This is a genomic window from Autumnicola patrickiae, assembly GCF_031846525.1.
Lineage (GTDB): Bacteria > Bacteroidota > Bacteroidia > Flavobacteriales > Flavobacteriaceae > Autumnicola > Autumnicola patrickiae.
Genome location: NZ_JAVRHM010000004.1, coordinates 123,626 through 140,601 on the forward strand (window position 1 = coordinate 123,626; position 16,976 = coordinate 140,601).

The following is a 16,976-nucleotide window of genomic DNA, read 5'->3' on the forward strand; positions in this document are numbered from 1 at the left end:
TAATTATTAAATGCAATGCTGAAAATGGCAATTTTCGACTTAGTCATTTTTTCTTTCCACCTCATTTCTAGGTCTTAACGGAAAAACATCTCCTGGAGAACCTCAAAATAAATTGAAACAGATATTTCTGAAAATTTATTATGCATGCATAGCAATTTTGGATTTAATTATGTACCTTCGTGGGAAAGCACAATTATTATTAAAAAATTCAATATATATGAAAATCTTAGTATGTATTAGCCATGTACCTGATACTACCTCAAAAATTAACTTTACTGAAGGTGACAGCAAATTTGATACTAACGGAGTTCAGTTTGTAATAAATCCTAATGACGAATTTGGGCTGACCCGCGCCATGTGGTTTAAAGAAAAACAAGGTGCCACGGTAGATGTAGTTAATGTGGGAGGAGAGGAAACAGAACCTACCTTGAGAAAAGCACTTGCTATTGGTGCCGACTCTGCTATAAGAGTGAATACCGCTGCGCTGGACGGTTTCCAGGTTGCTAAAGAGCTGGCAAACGTAGCCAAAGACGGAGCTTATGACCTTATAATTGCCGGTCGTGAATCGATAGATTATAATGGTGGAATGGTACCGGGAATGCTTGCCACCATTCTAAAAGCCAATTTTGTAAATAATTGCATTGGCCTGGAGGTTGAAGGTGAAAAAGCTAAAGCTATTCGTGAAATTGAAGGTGGTAAGGAAACTTTAACGGCTTCTCTACCCCTCGTAATTGGTGGCCAAAAAGGGCTTGTGGAAGAAAGTGACCTTAAAATCCCAAATATGAGAGGGATTATGCAGGCGCGAAAAAAACCTTTGAATGTAGTTGAACCTACCCAGCCCGAAACTAAAACAGAAACTGTTAAGTTCGAGAAACCGGAACCTAAAGGAGCTGTAAAAATGATTGATCCTGAAAATCTTGATGAACTAATCAATCTGCTTCATAATGAAGCGAAAGTGATTTAATTTTTCAGTATTGTATTTAAAGCAGGAAATAAAAAATAAATGATTTCCGCTTAGGCGGAAGGATAAAAATAATAAAAAACATGTCAGTTTTAGTATACATAGAATCAGAACAGGGAAAATTCAAAAAAGCGTCCTTCGAAGTAGCTTCTTACGCGAAAGAAGTTGCCGATAAATCAGGAACATCTGTAACTGCGGTGACTTTTAATGCGCAGGACACTTCAGAATTGGGAAAATACGGTGTCGATAAAGTACTAGCTATTTCTAACGATACATTATCCAAATTTAATGCTGAACCTTATGCCGATGCGTTAAAACAAGCTGCAGAAAAGGAAGGGTCTAAAATTATCGTACTTTCACAAAGCTCCAACAGCAAATATTTAGCGCCAATTCTCTCTGTACAAATGGAAGCGGGTTATGCTTCTAACGTTGTTGCTCTTCCGGAAAGCACAGATCCTTTTACCGTTAAAAGAACAGCTTTTACAAATAAGGCTTTTACCTTCACCAAGATAAATACCGATGTAAAAATAATCGGACTTTCAAAAAATGCCTTCGGAGTTAAAGAAACACAGGCAGATGCCCAGGAAGAAGCATTTTCTCCAAGTCTTTCCGATCAGGATTTCACAGTAAATGTTGAATCTGTAGATAAAGCAACAGACAAAGTGACCATCGCAGACGCTGAGATTGTAGTTTCGGGAGGACGCGGGTTAAAAGGTCCGGAAAACTGGGGAATGATTGAAGAAATGGCCGAAATCCTTGGAGCGGCTACTGCCTGCTCTAAACCAGTAAGTGATATGGGATGGAGACCGCACAGCGAACACGTTGGGCAAACTGGAAAACCAGTGGCCTCTAACCTTTACATTGCCGTGGGAATTTCTGGAGCGATCCAGCACCTGGCAGGTATTAATGCCGCCAAAACCAAAGTTGTGATCAACAACGATGCTGAAGCCCCGTTTTTTAAGGCTGCAGACTATGGAATTGTTGGGGATGCATTTGAAATTGTTCCAAGGCTCAACGAAAAATTGAAAGAATTTAAAGCTAAAAACGCATAATTTTTATAACTTGCGCCCCTTAAAAGGGCTGTCTAAATCTGGTAAAAAGTCCTCATTTAGACAGCCTTTTTTCAATTTCTGGATTATGAGTTTAGTGCGCCTTAACATTAAAGGAATTTCTTACAGTCAAACACAAAATGGAGCTTACGCTTTAATTTTAAGCGAAGTAGATGGAGAAAGAAAACTTCCTATTGTTATCGGGGCTTTTGAGGCCCAATCTATTGCCATTGCCCTTGAAAAAGAGATAAGACCTCCCCGACCTTTAACCCATGACCTTTTCCGGAATTTTGCGGAAAGGTTTGAGATTGTGGTAAAACAGGTTATTATTCACAAACTGGTAGACGGTGTTTTTTATTCCAGTCTAATCTGCGAACGCGATAAGATTGAAGAAATCATAGACGCCAGGACCAGCGATGCCATAGCTTTGGCGCTGCGATTTGAAGCCCCAATTTTTACTTACAAGAACATCCTCGATAAAGCAGGTATTTTTCTAAAAGGTGAGGAGCCGCAGCGAAGCCCATCGACCCGTAAGGAAGAAGAGGAAATCATTTCTGAAGAATTACTTTCTGATGATATTGAAATAAAATCTGACGATACAAATTACAAGAAGCTATCCCTTTCAGAACTTAAAGATCTTTTATCCCAGGCCGTAAATAGCGAAGATTATGAAAAGGCAGCACGTATAAGGGATGAAATTTCCAAACGTAAGTAAACGTGAATTCTAATCTGATTAGCCGTTTACTTTTCAGATTTTCGAAAATTGCCATTTTTTGCTTTAAACTTTTTTCTAGATGAATAAGCTCTGGTGCTGTCTGTTTTTAATGATATTTGGTTTAACCACCGCCTCCTCGCAAAGTATTACCAAAAGCTGGGAATTCCAGCAAACTAGAGATACCCTGCACTCCCCTGACGCAGCTTTTTCTTCGGAAAACATTTTAAATTTATCAGAAGGAAGATTTAGTATAACGGGAGAGGAAACAGCAGACACGCTCGCTTCCGGTGACTTTATTTATCAGAATAACATTCTGGTATTCTTCTACAGCAAACCTCTTGACACCATTAGAAACTATCGGGTTACAGCTTTATCTGAATCTGAAATGAAAATTTCTGAAGGCGATACCCAATATACCTTTCAGGAAAAACCGGAGACAGTTAAAGAGGCTGTCCCTGCACCATTGGCCAAAGAAATGATCCCCAGCGAAGGGCCTTCTTTTGGAAGTGTTACCCGCGGAGCCCTGGGAATGCTTGTACTTTTAATAATAGCCTTTCTTTTTAGCAGTAACCGAAAAGCAATAAACTGGAGAACCATTTTTATTGGCCTTGGAGCTCAGCTCCTACTGGCTGTGGGTGTATTACGGATTGCTTTTGTACAGCGGGTATTTGAATTCGTTGGAAATATCTTTGTTTTAATCTTAGATTTTACTGCCGCAGGAAGTGAATTTCTCCTGGGAGGAATGATGGATGTGGATAGTTTCGGATTTATATTTCTGTTTCAGGTATTGCCAACAATTATTTTCTTTTCGGCACTTACCTCTGTGCTTTTTTATCTGGGTATTATTCAGTTTGTCGTTAAAGGAATGGCATGGGTGCTAACAAAATTAATGGGTATTTCCGGTCCTGAAAGTCTTAGCGTCGCCGGAAATATTTTCCTGGGACAGACAGAAGCCCCGCTTATGATTAAGGCTTACCTGGAAAGAATGACTCGGTCTGAAATGCTCCTAGTAATGATTGGCGGAATGGCAACGGTGGCCGGCGGAGTGCTCGCCGCGTATATAGGCTTTTTGGGAGGGGATGATCCTGTACTAAGACTTCAGTTTGCTAAACATTTACTTGCGGCTTCTGTAATGGCCGCTCCAGGAGCTATAGTAATTTCCAAAATACTGTATCCGCAGCAGGAACCTGTAAATTCTGATGTAGAGGTTTCTTCAGAAAAAATAGGATCCAATATATTGGATGCGATCGCTAACGGCACTACCGAAGGACTCAAACTGGCAGCCAATGTTGCAGCAATGCTCCTTGTTTTTATCGCGTTTATAGCCATGATAAATTACGTTCTCGGTTGGATTGGAGGATGGACTCAGCTGAACTCTTTAATGGCAGCGCATACTCCATATGCGCAATTCTCCCTGGAGTCGATAATGGGATTAATTTTCGCGCCACTTATGTGGGTAATTGGAGTAGCCAAGGAAGATATGATGTTAATGGGACAGCTATTGGGAATAAAACTTGCCGCAAGTGAATTTGTAGGCTATGTACAACTCGCAGATCTAAAAAATCCAGCAAATGCACTTAGCCTAACTTATGAAAAGTCGGTGATTATGGCCACTTATATGTTATGCGGATTCGCAAATTTTGCTTCTATAGGAATTCAAATTGGTGGAATAGGCTCCCTTGCTCCCGGACAACGAAAAACACTTTCAGAATTTGGTATGAAAGCACTCATTGGTGGAACGCTGGCTTCTTTGCTTTCGGCAACTATCGCGGGGATGATATTGGGATAAGCCGGAAATTATTGTTTACCCATCCTTAAAAAAGAGGAAAGAGGAGAGACTTATCTGAATCAAATATTTTGGATTCTGAATTTCGAATTTCATTTCTTCTTCTATAATTTGGGTTGGCTTTCAAAATGGCAATTATTGACCTTGACACCAAAAATTTACGAATACTCCTTAAATGCTCCCGCAGAATGTCTTCCAGCTAAGCGGTCTTTTCTCTTTTTTCTTGCTTCAGAAAATTTAGAAGCACCTCTCAAAATGGCAATTATCAACCCGAGACTGCACTCGGTTCAGTTAATCGCGGAAATTAAAAAACCCTTCCTGATTTCTCAGAAAGGGTTCTTTAGCTTTATTAGAAAGTGAATCTCTAAGCCATTGCTAAAAGACTTCCTCCAATTGCCGCACCGGCAGAAAGAATTGCACTTATTACAAGCCACCAGGCTGCAGATGCAGCAGTTTTTCTGGTATGCTCAGCCTGAATCACTGCTTTACGCTTGGTATTTTCAACTCGTTTTCTGGCTTCATCTTCCAACTCATCTATCTTATTCAGAACATTGTCCCTGGCGTCTTCTATAGACTGTACAACCTTATCAATATCTTTCTGGTCGATATTTGTATTGTTGGTCACTACGGCCCTAAGGGAATCTTTATCAAAATTTTTAAGACGTTTCTTCATTTGTGAAAGATTACCGCCACCACTACTGCTGTTCAATTTTCCCTGAACAAAGCTGGTAAGCATGGATAAATTAATATCGGGCTTTCCTGTGTGGTTCATAAATTGAAAAACGGCTATTTCAAGTTTCTCCTTAAGATCAGACATTTGCCCGTGAGGATGTTCACCTCGGTAATTACCGTCGCCTGACTGACTTAATTTCTTCTGAACGCTTTGGATAGCCTCTTCAGCTTTATCTGTATAGTTTTCAATCTGTTCTTTTTTAAGCTGAGTATTCTCTGACAGCAGGGAAATAATAGTTTCACGATCCAACTCACTAATTCTTTGAGCCAGTTTATTTCCTTCAACCTTCGGGTTCTGGATAATTGGCATTATCTGTTCCTTAAGGTTCGCGCCCTTAGTGTCATCAGATTTCACCTTAGACAAAACTTCCTTGATCTTTTTAATATATCCCTGCACTTCCTCTTCTTCTGCAGAAGTGAATTTCGAAACTACTTTTTCAATTTTCTCTTCATCTGTATTTCCTTCCTTATAGGCACTTTTGAATTCTTTCTGTAGCTTCTTTAGTTGCTCCACTTTACCTTTTTTGCCCTCATCATTAGAATCACCAGATTCAGAAATAGCATTATTTATTACACTTTGAGCAGCCATCCATTTTCCCTGGCCTCCACCGCTATCTTCATTAATAGTAATATCCTGATTGGATTTTTCTACAATATCTTCAATATCCTTTTTCAACTGCCCATAATCAGGCACTTTATTATCGAAGCGTTTAAAAAATTCATCCAGCGTATCATTCACCGCATGAGGGTCAAAACTGGCCTGAAGATCATGCGTAATTTTATCTACAGTATCTTCGGCTACATGTTTCATTTGCGTTTCAGAGGAAGTAGAGAACATTTTCTTTACCGCCTCACCAGATGCACGTAAACCGGCAGTTGCTGTATGAATTAATCCGCCTATAAGAGAATTTACTGCTTTGCTTTCCAGGTAAAACATTAGAATAAAGAAGGTGGCCCATATTACAAGACCAAGGGTAACACTTATTATCCCACTGGTAATAAGGCTAAGGTTAATCGCCAGTGCGGTTGCTCCAAAAAGAGACAGCCCCACAGTAATTACACTCCAAATTCCAAATCCGGTGGTAATCATAGTTCCGGTAGACATACCGTCAGCATCGTCCTCATCATCATCTTTGAAGGTATCTTTTCCAGAGGAATGATTTTTACTCTCGACGTAAGACTTTTTTAGATCACCTATCGCGGTAATTCCAAGAGCTACCGAAAGTGCTGTAAGAATAAATTGAAAACCAAGTGCTAAAAGCACTCCTGCAATTACCGCAATAAAAAATTGTGGGGTAATCACAGATTCTGCAAGTAATTCTACCTCCCGATCCTGAGCCCGTAGTCCTGTGACTGAGCCCAAAATTAACAAGATTGCTAAGTGTAGTTGTTTCATGATATAATAAATTTTCTTTGGTTAATCTTCGCTAGTTTAGAAGTAATTTGAGCCAAAATATCTTTAAATAGCGTTAATTAACAATGATTTATGGGCAGGAGCACACAGAAATAAGCTTTTTAGTTAATAAATCCTTAAGAACAAAATCGCAAGGAAGTCGGAGAAACAGATGAAATTGTATATTTTTAGAACCTGTTATTTAGAAGAAAAATTTATGGAACAATATCACGATTTACTAAAGCATGTACTGGAAAATGGAGCTGAAAAAGGGGATCGTACAGGCACAGGTACAAAAAGCGTCTTTGGTTACCAGATGCGATTTGATCTTAACGATGGTTTTCCTATGGTCACCACCAAAAAGCTCCACTTAAAGTCTATTATCTACGAATTGCTGTGGTTCCTAAAAGGAGATACCAACGTACAATACCTTCAGGAAAACGGAGTAAGGATCTGGAATGAATGGGCAGATGAAAATGGTGATTTGGGGCCGGTTTATGGTCACCAGTGGCGCAATTGGAATAATGAGGAAATTGATCAGATTAAAGAAGTTATTCATAGTTTAAAATATAACCCCAACAGCAGGAGAATGCTGGTTACTGCCTGGAATCCTTCTGTGCTTCCGGATACTTCAAAATCTTTTTCTGAAAATGTTGCAAACGGCAAGGCTGCACTTCCACCTTGTCACGCCTTTTTTCAGTTCTATGTAGCAGATGGTAAACTTTCCTGTCAGCTTTATCAAAGAAGTGCAGATATTTTTCTTGGAGTTCCGTTTAATATCGCCTCTTATGCCCTTTTCACGATGATGGTGGCACAGGTTTGTGATTTACAACCGGGAGAATTTATACACACCTTTGGCGATGCCCATATTTACAGCAATCATATGGAGCAGGTAAAATTACAGTTAAGCCGGGAAACTCGAAAATTGCCAAAAATGAAGCTTAACCCGGAAATCAAAGATATTTTTGATTTTAAATTTGAAGACTTTATATTAGAGGATTATAATCCGCATCCTGCCATTAAAGGCAAAGTTGCAGTCTAAATTATAATTAATCTAAAATTTATTTATCATGAAAAAGTTACTGGTTATCGCATGCTTATTAATGGGAGGAATTGGCGCTGCTCAGGCCCAACAAACTTCTCCAGTGTGGCCCGGCTGTGAAGACAGTGAAGACGTATCAGCATGTTTTAACAAAAAACTCTCACAGCACGTAAGGGAACATTATGAATATCCTCAAAATGATGCTGGAGAATACGTTCGCGGGAAGGTTACCGTATCCTTTACTGTAGATGAAGAAGGAAAAGTGGTAATAAACTCTGTTGAAGGACCGGAGCCACAGGTAAACGAAGCTGCCAGGGAAATGCTTGACAAGATCCCGGATATGGAACCTGGAACTTTAGAAGGGGAGCCTGATGACAGAAAATTCACTATTCCATTTAATTTTTAATGTAGTACCCCAAACGCTACCATAACAAATTTATTATGAAGAAGATATTAGTAGTTCTCCTGCTGTTTACTGGCTCTATTAGCTTAGCCCAGGAAGGTGTTAAAGTTGATGGCAGCAAAGTTACAGTTAAAGAAACGGCACCTGTATGGCCGGGCTGCGAAAATAGCGAAGATCAGAAACAATGTTTTAATCAAAAGCTTATGCAGCATATAAAGGAGAACTACAAATATCCAAGAAATGAGGCAGGGGATTTCCTGAGAGGAAAAGCTACTATAGCCCTCGCCATTAATGAAAAAGGAAGTGTGGTAGTAAGATCTGTTAAAGGCGAAAATAGTCAAATTAACGCAGCGGCTGAGACGATGATCAAAAAGATACCAAAAATGAAACCGGGCATGAGGGGCGGTAAACCAACTTCAATAAAATATACCATTCCACTTACGCTGTAAATATTATTTATTTCTTATTTTCAGGTTCTTTGATCCTGTCTCTTTTACTGAAGGTTTCAATTCTTTCTGCGGATAAGCCTATTGGAGCGCACTTTAACTTCGGATTAACTCACGTTCATTTCAGGGCATTAACAAAAAAGTGTAAATTTGAATAGCACCTATTAAAGTGCATCCTTTATGCTTTCACAACAAGATTTATCGTCATTATTTACTGAAACCAGGGCACATTCAGAATTGATATGTTCTTTTCTGGAAACCGAAGATTACGTGGTACAACCGAGGGAAAATGTATCTCCTCCAAAATGGCATTTAGGCCATACCACTTGGTTTTTTGAAGAATTTGTACTCAAAGAGTACGCTGAAAATTATGAACTTTACGACAAAAATTCTGCATACGTATTCAACAGCTATTACGAAAGTGTTGGAGAAAAAGTAGTAAGAACCGACCGCGGAAATCTTTCACGTCCAACCGTAGCCTGGGTTTATGCTTATAGAAATTATGTTACAAAAGCGATAATCCACTTTTTGGAAGAAACAAAAATCTCCAAGGAACTGTGCGGTGTACTTGAAATAGGTTGTCATCACGAAAAACAACATCAGGAACTACTTTTAACAGACATTAAATTTATCCTGGGCAACAATCCGTTACTTCCCATCTACAACAAACAGTTTGAAGAAAATCCAATCGAAGATTTTGAAGTCGAATGGATTAAAATTGAAGAAGGCGTGTACGAGATCGGGCATAAATCCAACGACTTTTGCTACGATAATGAGTTAGGTGTTCATAAGACTTACCTTCAAAATTTTGAGATTTCAACAAAACTGGTAACTAACAGGGAATATCTCGAATTTATAGAAGATGGAGGTTATAAAGATGTTTTGCTATGGCACGCCGAAGGCTGGGACTGGAAAAATACGAATAATATTAATGCTCCACTTTACTGGCATAAAATTGACGGAGACTGGCATCAATACACCCTTAGCGGATTAATCCGTTTAATTCCCGATGCTCCGGTTAACCATATATCTTATTTTGAAGCCTTTGCATATGCACAATGGAGAGAAATGCGCCTGCCTACAGAAGCCGAATGGGAGATTGCACAGAAGCAGTTCAACTGGGGAACTCGCTGGGAATGGACAGAAAGTGCTTATTCACCCTACCCGGGTTTTAAGACTGCCGAAGGGGCTTTAGGGGAATACAATGGAAAGTTTATGGTAAACCAGAAAGTATTAAGAGGAAGTTCTGTAGCCACTTCAGAAAAACACGCCCGTTATACTTACAGAAACTTTTTCCAACCAGAACTTCGGTGGCAATTTACAGGCCTGAGACTGGCAAAATAATCAAAACAATACATGAAGCCCACAACCGGATTTAAATCTGCATTCGAGGAAGATACCTATAAAGGCCTTAACAGTTACCCTAAATATTTACTTTCCAAATACATCTATGATCAAAAAGGAGATAAACTTTTCCAGAAGATTATGGAAATGCCGGAATATTATTTAACTAAGTGTGAAACTGAAATTTTTAAAGGTAATACCCCGGCAATCGCAGATTCGTTCAATGGCCCTGATGGTTTTGATTTAATAGAATTAGGCGCTGGCGACGGTAAAAAAACAAAAATTCTTTTACGGCACCTCACTGAGAAAAATTATGAATTTACCTATCAGCCCGTGGACATTAGTCAGAATGTATTGGATGAACTGCAGTCTTCCCTTCTGGAAGAACTGCCCGACATTCAGATAAAACCTCAGCAGGGAACTTATTTTAAAACCCTGGAGCGTCTTTCTGATTACAATACGAGAAAAAAAGTCATTCTTGTGTTGGGATCTAATATTGGAAACCTGCTACACAAAGATGCGATAGACTTTCTTAAAAACATAAAGTCTTCTATGAGTCAAGAGGACATGCTCTTTATGGGCTTTGATCAAAAGAAAGATCCACAAAAAATACTGGATGCTTATAATGATCCTGCCGGCATAACCGAAGCTTTTAACAAAAACCTACTTTCCAGGATAAACAGAGATTTAGATGCCGATTTTGACCTGGATTCTTTTTTGCATTGGGAAACTTACGACCCCGAAACAGGAACAGCAAAAAGCTTTCTTGTAAGTAAAACAGAACAGCAAGTAAAAATACCGAAGCTGGAATTTACTGCACATTTTAAGGCCTGGGAAACTATACACACAGAAATTTCACAGAAATATGATGATGAAGTGGTGCACTGGCTGGCAGCCGAATCTGGTTTAAAGGTGGAGACTTCTTTTACCGATAAAAAGGAGTTTTATAGAAACTACGTGTTCAGGAAAGATTAGGTCCTTTAAATAACTCTTGATGTAACGCAACCATTTACGGATGGATGCATCTTAATTGTAGTTCTAAAACAATCTCAATGAAAAAATTAATATTCTGCATCGGAGTCCTATTTATACTTTCAGGATGTAACGAAAACTGTGACGACACTGCATGCTTTACTCCGCCACCACCTTTTAACTTTGAATTTATAGATGCTGATACTGGCGAAAATCTTTTCACTAGCGGCACTTTAGAAGAAGATGATATTTCAGTTACAAATCAAGCTGATAATTCTGAGAGATTTATCTCGGAGGATGATTATAATGTGCTGAACATTGGGGATATTGGCTGGGAAACAGAATCTGTGAATTACCTTATAGAAGTAGGTGAGAGGATTTCATTTTCGCTGTTGGTAGACGCTGAAAGAAGAAATGAAGATTGCTGCTCCTTTACCCGAATTAACAGTACAGAAATTCAGGATAGCGAATTTGAACATGCTGAAAACTCCGACTTAATTCGTATTTTAGTGGAAGTACCTAATGAAGAATTATTATGAAAGCTATCTGGAACAACACGGTTATCGCTGAAAGTACCGACACAAAAATTGTGGAGAATAACCATTATTTTCCTATGAGCGATATTAAAGAGCAATATTTTAAATCAAGTGATACCCACACGCGCTGCCCCTGGAAAGGAAAAGCTTCTTATTTTACCATAGAAGTAGATAAAGAAAAAAATGAAGATGCCGCTTGGTTCTATCCTTCTGCAAGTAAGGCAGCAAAACCAATAGAGAACTATGTTGCCTTCTGGAAAGGAGTAAAAGTTACAGAATAATCTTCAGGGTTACTCCGGCAAGAATTGAGTAGTATTTTTATATTGCAGTAGCTTTATACTTCCAGTACGCTGTTTTCTGCAGCTGCAAAATCATTCCAGTTAAAACGATCGGCTTCAGTTTCATTTATCCATTCCCCATCAACAAGATAACGGAATTCGTAAGCCCTTTCGACAGGAAGATTCAACTGCCCCTTAAAAGTACCATTCTTCAGCTTCTTTAATTCTGTTTTTTTCCAGTCATTAAAATCCCCTGAAACTGCAACAGAAGAAGCTTCTTTAGCAGGTACGTTAAAAGTCACCTTACACTCTGGTTTAGATTTTAAATATTGTTTGGTGATAGCCATGATTTAAATTTTTCAATTTATTCGGTAAAAATAAGAATTGAATTGATCTAAACTAATGGAAATGTATCTGTTGCGCAACTTTTATGGAATTGCGAAAAATGGCTTTTATATTCTACTGAAAATTCATTCTCAACACTCCAGTTTTAAGAATCTATAATTTTTTTTAACCCTACCGCCTGCTTTTAAGCACCTGAAGTAATTTTTCTACCTCTTCTACCGTGTTAAAATAATGCATACTAACACGAATACCAGCTCCTCTTTGGGAGGCAATGATGTTCTCACTTCTTAGAAACTTAAATAGTTTATCATCTCCCTTTATATTAAAGATCGATGAATGTTCCTTGCGCTCCACCACAAAATCTTCCAACAGCCCCAGTTCTGAAAACTTTTCTTTAGAAAAATCTTTCAGCTTCTGAACCTGTGCTTCAATTTTATCCATCCCCGTAGTCTGGAGTAGCTTTAAAGCAACACTCAGGCTTCCGTAGTTTAAAGTATCCTGATGTCCCGGCTCAAACTTACCTATAAAATTCCCCTCGTGTGCCTTATATTTTCCCTGCAGTGAACCAAATCCAAGATGCTTCGGCTGAATCTTACCTGTCACATTTTCATTGAAAAGAATAAAACCATTACCATAACCACCATTCAGCCATTTATAGCTACTGCTTATCACCACATCTAAGCCAGTGGAATCAAATTCAAATATCTCAGTTCCCAGAAACTGGGTGCCATCAGCAATAAAAATTGTTTCCGGAAATTCCTTTTTAATTTCTTTCAGGAACTCAATACTCAACTTAACACCGTTTATATATTGCACAATACTGAAGGCAAAAAAATCAGGTTGATGCTTTCTCAGTGCCACGCGAATATTATCCTCCAGATGAGCGTCGATCTCTGCATAAAAGCATTTAAAGTTCCTCGATTCTACAGGCCAGTTAATAGAAGGATAGTCATTTTTGATAAGCAATGCCTTCTTCGGTTTCTCCAGTCCCTCCAAAAGAGTATTGAATCCGTAGGAGAAATTAGGTACCAGTGCTACCCTTTCCGGCGCACAATTGAAAAATTTCCCTACAGTTTCCCGGACTTCGGTAAGTACCTCGCCCTGCTTTTCCTTTAAAACACTGGCAGAGACAAGAAAATCCAGGTCGTGATCCTGACGGAATTCGAAAACTTTTTCAGGTAAAAGACCTGAAGCTGCTGTATTTAAATAAGTGTAGTTCTTCAAAACCGGGAAGCCTTTTCTTAATTTATCCATAGGTGACGGGCTATTCTTTTTTAAAAAATGTAAATTTGATATACACTAAAGTACTTTTAATTATGCTCTCTAAAAAGAAAAACAACTCCAAACTGGATGCAGAAAACAGGGAACTCTATGAATATGCACGCAAAAGAACCCTTCAGAAGAAAAGGCTGTTTCAGCATTTTGTGGTATTTCTTATAGGAGCGGTGTTTTTGATCGTTTTAAATACAGTAATTGGATATCAGGAAGATTTCCAGCCTCTTGGCTATTACTGGTTTGTATGGGCGGTGCTGCTATGGACATTGATTTTTCTTGTACATTTCTTTAATGTTTTTGTAATTCACACTTTTATGGGCAAGGAATGGCAGGACAGACAAATGGAACTGCTGGTTAAAAAGCAAAAGGAAAAAATAGCCAAAATGCAGGGACAAGTAGAAAAAGATTATCCTGCACCAGAAACTAAGGAAACCACTAACAAAAAAATTGATCCTGAAACACCTCATAAACCTCTTAATTCCTAAAACTCATGATTACAATGGTAGCGGCGGCGGCCGAAAACAATGCATTAGGAAAAGAAAATGACCTTGTATGGCATTTGCCCGATGATTTTAAGCGTTTTAAAAAGATCACCTCCGGACATCACATTATCATGGGCCGCAAAACTTTTGAATCTTTCCCAAAACTCCTGCCCAATCGCACACACGTAATCATTACCCGAAAAAAAGATTATCAGCCAGAAGATACTATCGTGGTACATTCTCTTGAAGATGCTCTGAAATCTACCGGAAATGACGACAAGGTTTTTGTTATTGGCGGTGGCGAAATTTATAAACTTGCCATAGAAAAAGCAGACAAAATTGAGCTTACAAGGGTCCACGGCACTTTTGAAGCAGATACATTTTTCCCCGAGATTGACCCTGAAAAATGGCAAATATCATCTGAAGAATTTCATCCAAAGGACGATAAACACGACTATTCCTTTACCTACATCACTTATGAACGCCGGAAGTAGATTTTCTGAAGTCATAAAACAGGCGGCGGAAGAAAATGGCTTTTCAACAAATAACTTCCAGTCCCTTACGGGTGGGGACATTAATGATGTTTTTCTCATAGAAACCACTACTTCAGAAAAGCTGGTCATTAAAATAAACGACAGCAATAAATATCCTGGTATGTTCGAGGCAGAAAGAGCAGGGCTTGACGAACTTCGAAAAGCTGAAGTTATTGATGTTCCTAAAGGACTTTTTACAGGAGAAGTGCAGGATCAGTCATATCTTATTTTGCAGTATATAGATACATCCAATAAAGTTTCAGACTTTTGGGAAGTTTTTGGAGAACAAATGGCTGCTCTGCATAGAACAACCTCCAAAGATTTCGGTTTTGAAACAGACAATTATATTGGCAGCCTTCCGCAGTACAACAAAAGCTGTGATTCTGCATCAGAATTTTATATTTCCCAACGGTTGGAACCTCAGCTGGAAATGGCAAAGAATGCGGGTTACAATCTGGGGAACATCAAAAATTTCCTGAAAAACGCTTCAGAATTAATTCCAAATGAACCTCCTACCCTAGTCCACGGAGATCTCTGGGGTGGAAACTTTATTGTTAATTCCAAGGGGCTTCCCTGTCTTATAGATCCTGCTGTAGCTTACGCGCCCCGCGAGATGGATCTTGCTATGATGAAACTTTTTGGAGGTTTCGATACTCAGCTTTTCAAAAGCTATAATTCTCATTTTCCACTTGAACCCGGTTTTGAAGAGAGAGTCCCATTGTGGCAACTGTATTACCTCCTCGTTCACCTTAACATCTTTGGATCCAGCTACAAAAATTCGGTGGAAAAGATCATCCGCCGCTATTCTTGATTTCACACTTCTTAACAGTAGAAAATTATCTTTTAGCAGTTTCTTAGCTAGGAACTTGCGACCTGCTTCTTATCTTCAATTCTCACAATAAAAAATTGAATATGAGCACGAAGAATTTAAATCATAAAGAAGCAAAAGAGAAACTTATTAACCTGGTAAATGATATTAAAGCCGGATTTCTGGCCACCGGATTGACCAAAAAACCGGTAAGCGCCATTCCCATGTCTACCAAAAAAGTTGATGATGAAGGAAATCTTTGGTTTTTAAGTAGTATGAACAGTGATCATAATGCCGATATTACAAAGGACTCCGATGTACAAATGCTCTACAGCGACAACAGCGATATGGAGTTTATAAGCATTTTTGGAACAGCCTCTATAGTTACTGATGACAATATCCTTAAGGATTTCTATTCTAAAATAGATGATGCATGGTTCTCGGGGCCAGATGATCCAAGCCTTTCGGCAATTAAAATTGTACCAAAGGAAGCTTATTACTGGGACACGAAACAAAATAAATACATCACCCTTTTTAAAATGGGACTTGCAGCCCTTGGTGGGGATCAGGAAGATATAGGTGAAAAAGGAAAATTGAATATATAAAGACTTTTTTGGTGAATTAATTAATTTCAAGACCTCGTAATAATTCAATTATTATGAGGTCTTTTTTATTATGCATATTTTAGCGCCTTAAAACAAAAAGCATGAACGCATATATTTTTCCTGGTCAGGGAGCACAATTTTCGGGAATGGGATTAGACCTTTATGAAAAATCCCCGGAGGCGCAGCGATTGTTTAACAGGGCAAACAAAATTCTGGGATTTTCTATAACCGATATAATGTTTGAAGGAACTCCGGAAGAACTAAAGCAAACAAAGGTTACCCAGCCCGCTGTTTTTCTACATTCCGTTATACTAAGTAAAGCTTTAGGGGAAAGCTTTAAACCAGATATGGTTGCAGGACATTCCCTTGGGGAATTTTCTGCATTAGTGGCTAACGGCGTTTTAAGCTTTGAAGAAGGTTTAAAACTGGTGCAAAAGCGTGCAATGGCCATGCAAAAAGCTTGCGAATTGCAGCCATCTACAATGGCTGCAGTATTGGGTCTGGAAGACGAAATTGTGGAAGCGATTTGTGCAGATGTAGAAGGAGTAGTGGTCGCTGCCAATTATAACTGCCCGGGTCAACTTGTGATTTCCGGAGAAGTGGAAGCTGTGGAAAAAGCTTGTGAAGAGTTAAAAGATAAAGGTGCACGCAGGGCAATGGTTTTGCCTGTAGGCGGAGCATTTCACTCTCCCTTAATGGAACCAGCGAGAAAGGAGCTTGCTGATGCAATTGAGAAATCTACATTTAATAAACCAACCTGCCCGATTTATCAAAACGTAAGCACTTTTGCAGTTACAGATCCTGCGGAAATTAAAAAGAACCTCGTATTTCAATTAACTGCACCTGTAAAATGGACACAGTCGGTACAGAATATGATCAAAGACGGAGCAAAGACTTTTACTGAAGTTGGCCCTGGAAAAGTACTACAGGGACTTGTAAAGAAAATCGACCGCAGCGCAGAAGTTAAATCGGGAGAGATTTAAAATTGTCATGTCAACCATGTCCATACATTCGGAACGGGCTTCAATATAATCTGAATTTAAGAAAATGAATAAGAGGAAAGTGGAGAGTGAAAAGTCTTCAGTTTAAGATCGAAATTATCAGTTTTGATCCGGCCTATCGAAAATTTATCGTAAAATTTGAAATGAAGGCACCGTAAAATTTTATGCTGTTTGAGCTGTTCAGAAATTTGTACTTAAGAAAGACACGACAGCGAGTTCATAAAATTTAGGTGTCGAATGAAAAATTTAGATAAAGTTTCGTAAGCCTTG

The 16,976-nt window shown here is 38.8% G+C and carries 19 protein-coding genes; 16 read left to right on the forward strand and 3 right to left on the reverse strand.

What is annotated here, in order from left to right; all coding sequences use genetic code 11:
- Nucleotides 1–217: 217 nt before the first annotated feature.
- From RM549_RS05260 to RM549_RS05275, 4 genes are all read left to right on the forward strand, one after another.
- Complete coding sequence (locus tag RM549_RS05260) at nt 218–964, forward strand: electron transfer flavoprotein subunit beta/FixA family protein (RefSeq protein WP_311682525.1); 747 nt, start codon at nt 218–220, stop codon at nt 962–964.
- A gap of 80 nt (nt 965–1,044) precedes the next feature.
- A complete protein-coding gene (locus tag RM549_RS05265) occupies nt 1,045–2,013 on the forward strand; it encodes an electron transfer flavoprotein subunit alpha/FixB family protein (protein ID WP_311682527.1) in 969 nt (322 codons plus the stop codon).
- Nucleotides 2,014–2,098: 85 nt separating this feature from the next.
- Nucleotides 2,099–2,725 carry a bifunctional nuclease family protein gene (locus RM549_RS05270; protein ID WP_311682529.1) on the forward strand — a complete coding sequence of 209 codons (627 nt, stop codon included), beginning with the start codon at nt 2,099–2,101 and terminating at the stop codon, nt 2,723–2,725.
- Nucleotides 2,726–2,804: 79 nt separating this feature from the next.
- Nucleotides 2,805–4,514 carry a NupC/NupG family nucleoside CNT transporter gene (locus RM549_RS05275; RefSeq protein WP_311682531.1) on the forward strand — a complete coding sequence of 570 codons (1,710 nt, stop codon included), beginning with the start codon at nt 2,805–2,807 and terminating at the stop codon, nt 4,512–4,514.
- Nucleotides 4,515–4,875: 361 nt separating this feature from the next.
- Here the strand turns inward: RM549_RS05275 and RM549_RS05280 are convergent, their stop codons facing one another.
- A complete protein-coding gene (locus tag RM549_RS05280; protein WP_311682533.1) occupies nt 4,876–6,639 on the reverse strand; it encodes a hypothetical protein in 1,764 nt (587 codons plus the stop codon).
- Between the two features lie 214 nt (nt 6,640–6,853).
- On the opposite strand from RM549_RS05280, the gene RM549_RS05285 reads away from it, so the two are divergent.
- From RM549_RS05285 to RM549_RS05315, 7 genes are all read left to right on the forward strand, one after another.
- Nucleotides 6,854–7,678, forward strand: coding sequence for a thymidylate synthase (locus RM549_RS05285; RefSeq protein WP_311682535.1), 825 nt, complete (start codon nt 6,854–6,856; stop codon nt 7,676–7,678).
- Between the two features lie 28 nt (nt 7,679–7,706).
- Nucleotides 7,707–8,084: a TonB family protein gene (locus RM549_RS05290; protein ID WP_311682537.1), complete on the forward strand. Its 378-nt coding sequence runs from the start codon at nt 7,707–7,709 to the stop codon at nt 8,082–8,084.
- Nucleotides 8,085–8,119: 35 nt separating this feature from the next.
- Nucleotides 8,120–8,530: an energy transducer TonB gene (locus RM549_RS05295; protein WP_311682539.1), complete on the forward strand. Its 411-nt coding sequence runs from the start codon at nt 8,120–8,122 to the stop codon at nt 8,528–8,530.
- 177 nt (nt 8,531–8,707) lie between these two features.
- On the forward strand, nt 8,708–9,871 hold the full coding sequence (gene egtB / locus RM549_RS05300) for an ergothioneine biosynthesis protein EgtB (protein WP_311682541.1): 1,164 nt from the start codon (nt 8,708–8,710) through the stop codon (nt 9,869–9,871).
- Between the two features lie 12 nt (nt 9,872–9,883).
- A complete protein-coding gene (locus RM549_RS05305) occupies nt 9,884–10,846 on the forward strand; it encodes an L-histidine N(alpha)-methyltransferase (protein WP_311682543.1) in 963 nt (320 codons plus the stop codon).
- Between the two features lie 77 nt (nt 10,847–10,923).
- A complete protein-coding gene (locus tag RM549_RS05310; protein ID WP_311682544.1) occupies nt 10,924–11,382 on the forward strand; it encodes a membrane lipoprotein lipid attachment site-containing protein in 459 nt (152 codons plus the stop codon).
- Nucleotides 11,379–11,660: a DUF427 domain-containing protein gene (locus RM549_RS05315; protein WP_311682546.1), complete on the forward strand. Its 282-nt coding sequence runs from the start codon at nt 11,379–11,381 to the stop codon at nt 11,658–11,660. The genes RM549_RS05310 and RM549_RS05315 overlap by 4 nt, the downstream gene beginning before the upstream one ends.
- Before the next feature lie 53 nt (nt 11,661–11,713).
- Here the strand turns inward: RM549_RS05315 and RM549_RS05320 are convergent, their stop codons facing one another.
- Both RM549_RS05320 and RM549_RS05325 read right to left on the reverse strand, forming a co-directional pair.
- Nucleotides 11,714–12,004, reverse strand: coding sequence for an isoamylase early set domain-containing protein (locus tag RM549_RS05320; RefSeq protein WP_311682547.1), 291 nt, complete (start codon nt 12,002–12,004; stop codon nt 11,714–11,716).
- A 169-nt stretch (nt 12,005–12,173) separates the two neighbouring features.
- Complete coding sequence (locus RM549_RS05325) at nt 12,174–13,256, reverse strand: aminotransferase class V-fold PLP-dependent enzyme (RefSeq protein WP_311682549.1); 1,083 nt, start codon at nt 13,254–13,256, stop codon at nt 12,174–12,176.
- A 35-nt stretch (nt 13,257–13,291) separates the two neighbouring features.
- Between RM549_RS05325 and RM549_RS05330 the strand changes: the two genes are divergently transcribed.
- From RM549_RS05330 to fabD, 5 genes are all read left to right on the forward strand, one after another.
- Nucleotides 13,292–13,762: a 2TM domain-containing protein gene (locus RM549_RS05330; RefSeq protein WP_311682551.1), complete on the forward strand. Its 471-nt coding sequence runs from the start codon at nt 13,292–13,294 to the stop codon at nt 13,760–13,762.
- 5 nt (nt 13,763–13,767) lie between these two features.
- Nucleotides 13,768–14,253, forward strand: coding sequence for a dihydrofolate reductase (locus RM549_RS05335; RefSeq protein ID WP_311682552.1), 486 nt, complete (start codon nt 13,768–13,770; stop codon nt 14,251–14,253).
- Nucleotides 14,237–15,103, forward strand: coding sequence for a fructosamine kinase family protein (locus RM549_RS05340; protein WP_311682554.1), 867 nt, complete (start codon nt 14,237–14,239; stop codon nt 15,101–15,103). The genes RM549_RS05335 and RM549_RS05340 overlap by 17 nt, the downstream gene beginning before the upstream one ends.
- A gap of 101 nt (nt 15,104–15,204) precedes the next feature.
- A complete protein-coding gene (locus tag RM549_RS05345; RefSeq protein WP_311682556.1) occupies nt 15,205–15,705 on the forward strand; it encodes a pyridoxamine 5'-phosphate oxidase family protein in 501 nt (166 codons plus the stop codon).
- 101 nt (nt 15,706–15,806) lie between these two features.
- Nucleotides 15,807–16,688 carry an ACP S-malonyltransferase gene (gene fabD / locus RM549_RS05350; protein ID WP_311682557.1) on the forward strand — a complete coding sequence of 294 codons (882 nt, stop codon included), beginning with the start codon at nt 15,807–15,809 and terminating at the stop codon, nt 16,686–16,688.
- Nucleotides 16,689–16,976: the final 288 nt, after the last annotated feature.

What these genes read in the sequence shown, in the direction of transcription:
- RM549_RS05260 (WP_311682525.1), top strand. Translation starts at nt 218, where the DNA reads ATGAAAATCTTAGTATGTATTAGCCATGTACCTGATACTACCTCAAAA.
- RM549_RS05265 (WP_311682527.1), top strand. Translation starts at nt 1,045, where the DNA reads ATGTCAGTTTTAGTATACATAGAATCAGAACAGGGAAAATTCAAAAAA.
- RM549_RS05270 (WP_311682529.1), top strand. Translation starts at nt 2,099, where the DNA reads ATGAGTTTAGTGCGCCTTAACATTAAAGGAATTTCTTACAGTCAAACA.
- RM549_RS05275 (WP_311682531.1), top strand. Translation starts at nt 2,805, where the DNA reads ATGAATAAGCTCTGGTGCTGTCTGTTTTTAATGATATTTGGTTTAACC.
- RM549_RS05280 (WP_311682533.1), bottom strand. Translation starts at nt 6,639, where the DNA reads ATGAAACAACTACACTTAGCAATCTTGTTAATTTTGGGCTCAGTCACA.
- RM549_RS05285 (WP_311682535.1), top strand. Translation starts at nt 6,854, where the DNA reads ATGGAACAATATCACGATTTACTAAAGCATGTACTGGAAAATGGAGCT.
- RM549_RS05290 (WP_311682537.1), top strand. Translation starts at nt 7,707, where the DNA reads ATGAAAAAGTTACTGGTTATCGCATGCTTATTAATGGGAGGAATTGGC.
- RM549_RS05295 (WP_311682539.1), top strand. Translation starts at nt 8,120, where the DNA reads ATGAAGAAGATATTAGTAGTTCTCCTGCTGTTTACTGGCTCTATTAGC.
- egtB (WP_311682541.1), top strand. Translation starts at nt 8,708, where the DNA reads ATGCTTTCACAACAAGATTTATCGTCATTATTTACTGAAACCAGGGCA.
- RM549_RS05305 (WP_311682543.1), top strand. Translation starts at nt 9,884, where the DNA reads ATGAAGCCCACAACCGGATTTAAATCTGCATTCGAGGAAGATACCTAT.
- RM549_RS05310 (WP_311682544.1), top strand. Translation starts at nt 10,924, where the DNA reads ATGAAAAAATTAATATTCTGCATCGGAGTCCTATTTATACTTTCAGGA.
- RM549_RS05315 (WP_311682546.1), top strand. Translation starts at nt 11,379, where the DNA reads ATGAAAGCTATCTGGAACAACACGGTTATCGCTGAAAGTACCGACACA.
- RM549_RS05320 (WP_311682547.1), bottom strand. Translation starts at nt 12,004, where the DNA reads ATGGCTATCACCAAACAATATTTAAAATCTAAACCAGAGTGTAAGGTG.
- RM549_RS05325 (WP_311682549.1), bottom strand. Translation starts at nt 13,256, where the DNA reads ATGGATAAATTAAGAAAAGGCTTCCCGGTTTTGAAGAACTACACTTAT.
- RM549_RS05335 (WP_311682552.1), top strand. Translation starts at nt 13,768, where the DNA reads ATGATTACAATGGTAGCGGCGGCGGCCGAAAACAATGCATTAGGAAAA.
- RM549_RS05340 (WP_311682554.1), top strand. Translation starts at nt 14,237, where the DNA reads ATGAACGCCGGAAGTAGATTTTCTGAAGTCATAAAACAGGCGGCGGAA.
- RM549_RS05345 (WP_311682556.1), top strand. Translation starts at nt 15,205, where the DNA reads ATGAGCACGAAGAATTTAAATCATAAAGAAGCAAAAGAGAAACTTATT.
- fabD (WP_311682557.1), top strand. Translation starts at nt 15,807, where the DNA reads ATGAACGCATATATTTTTCCTGGTCAGGGAGCACAATTTTCGGGAATG.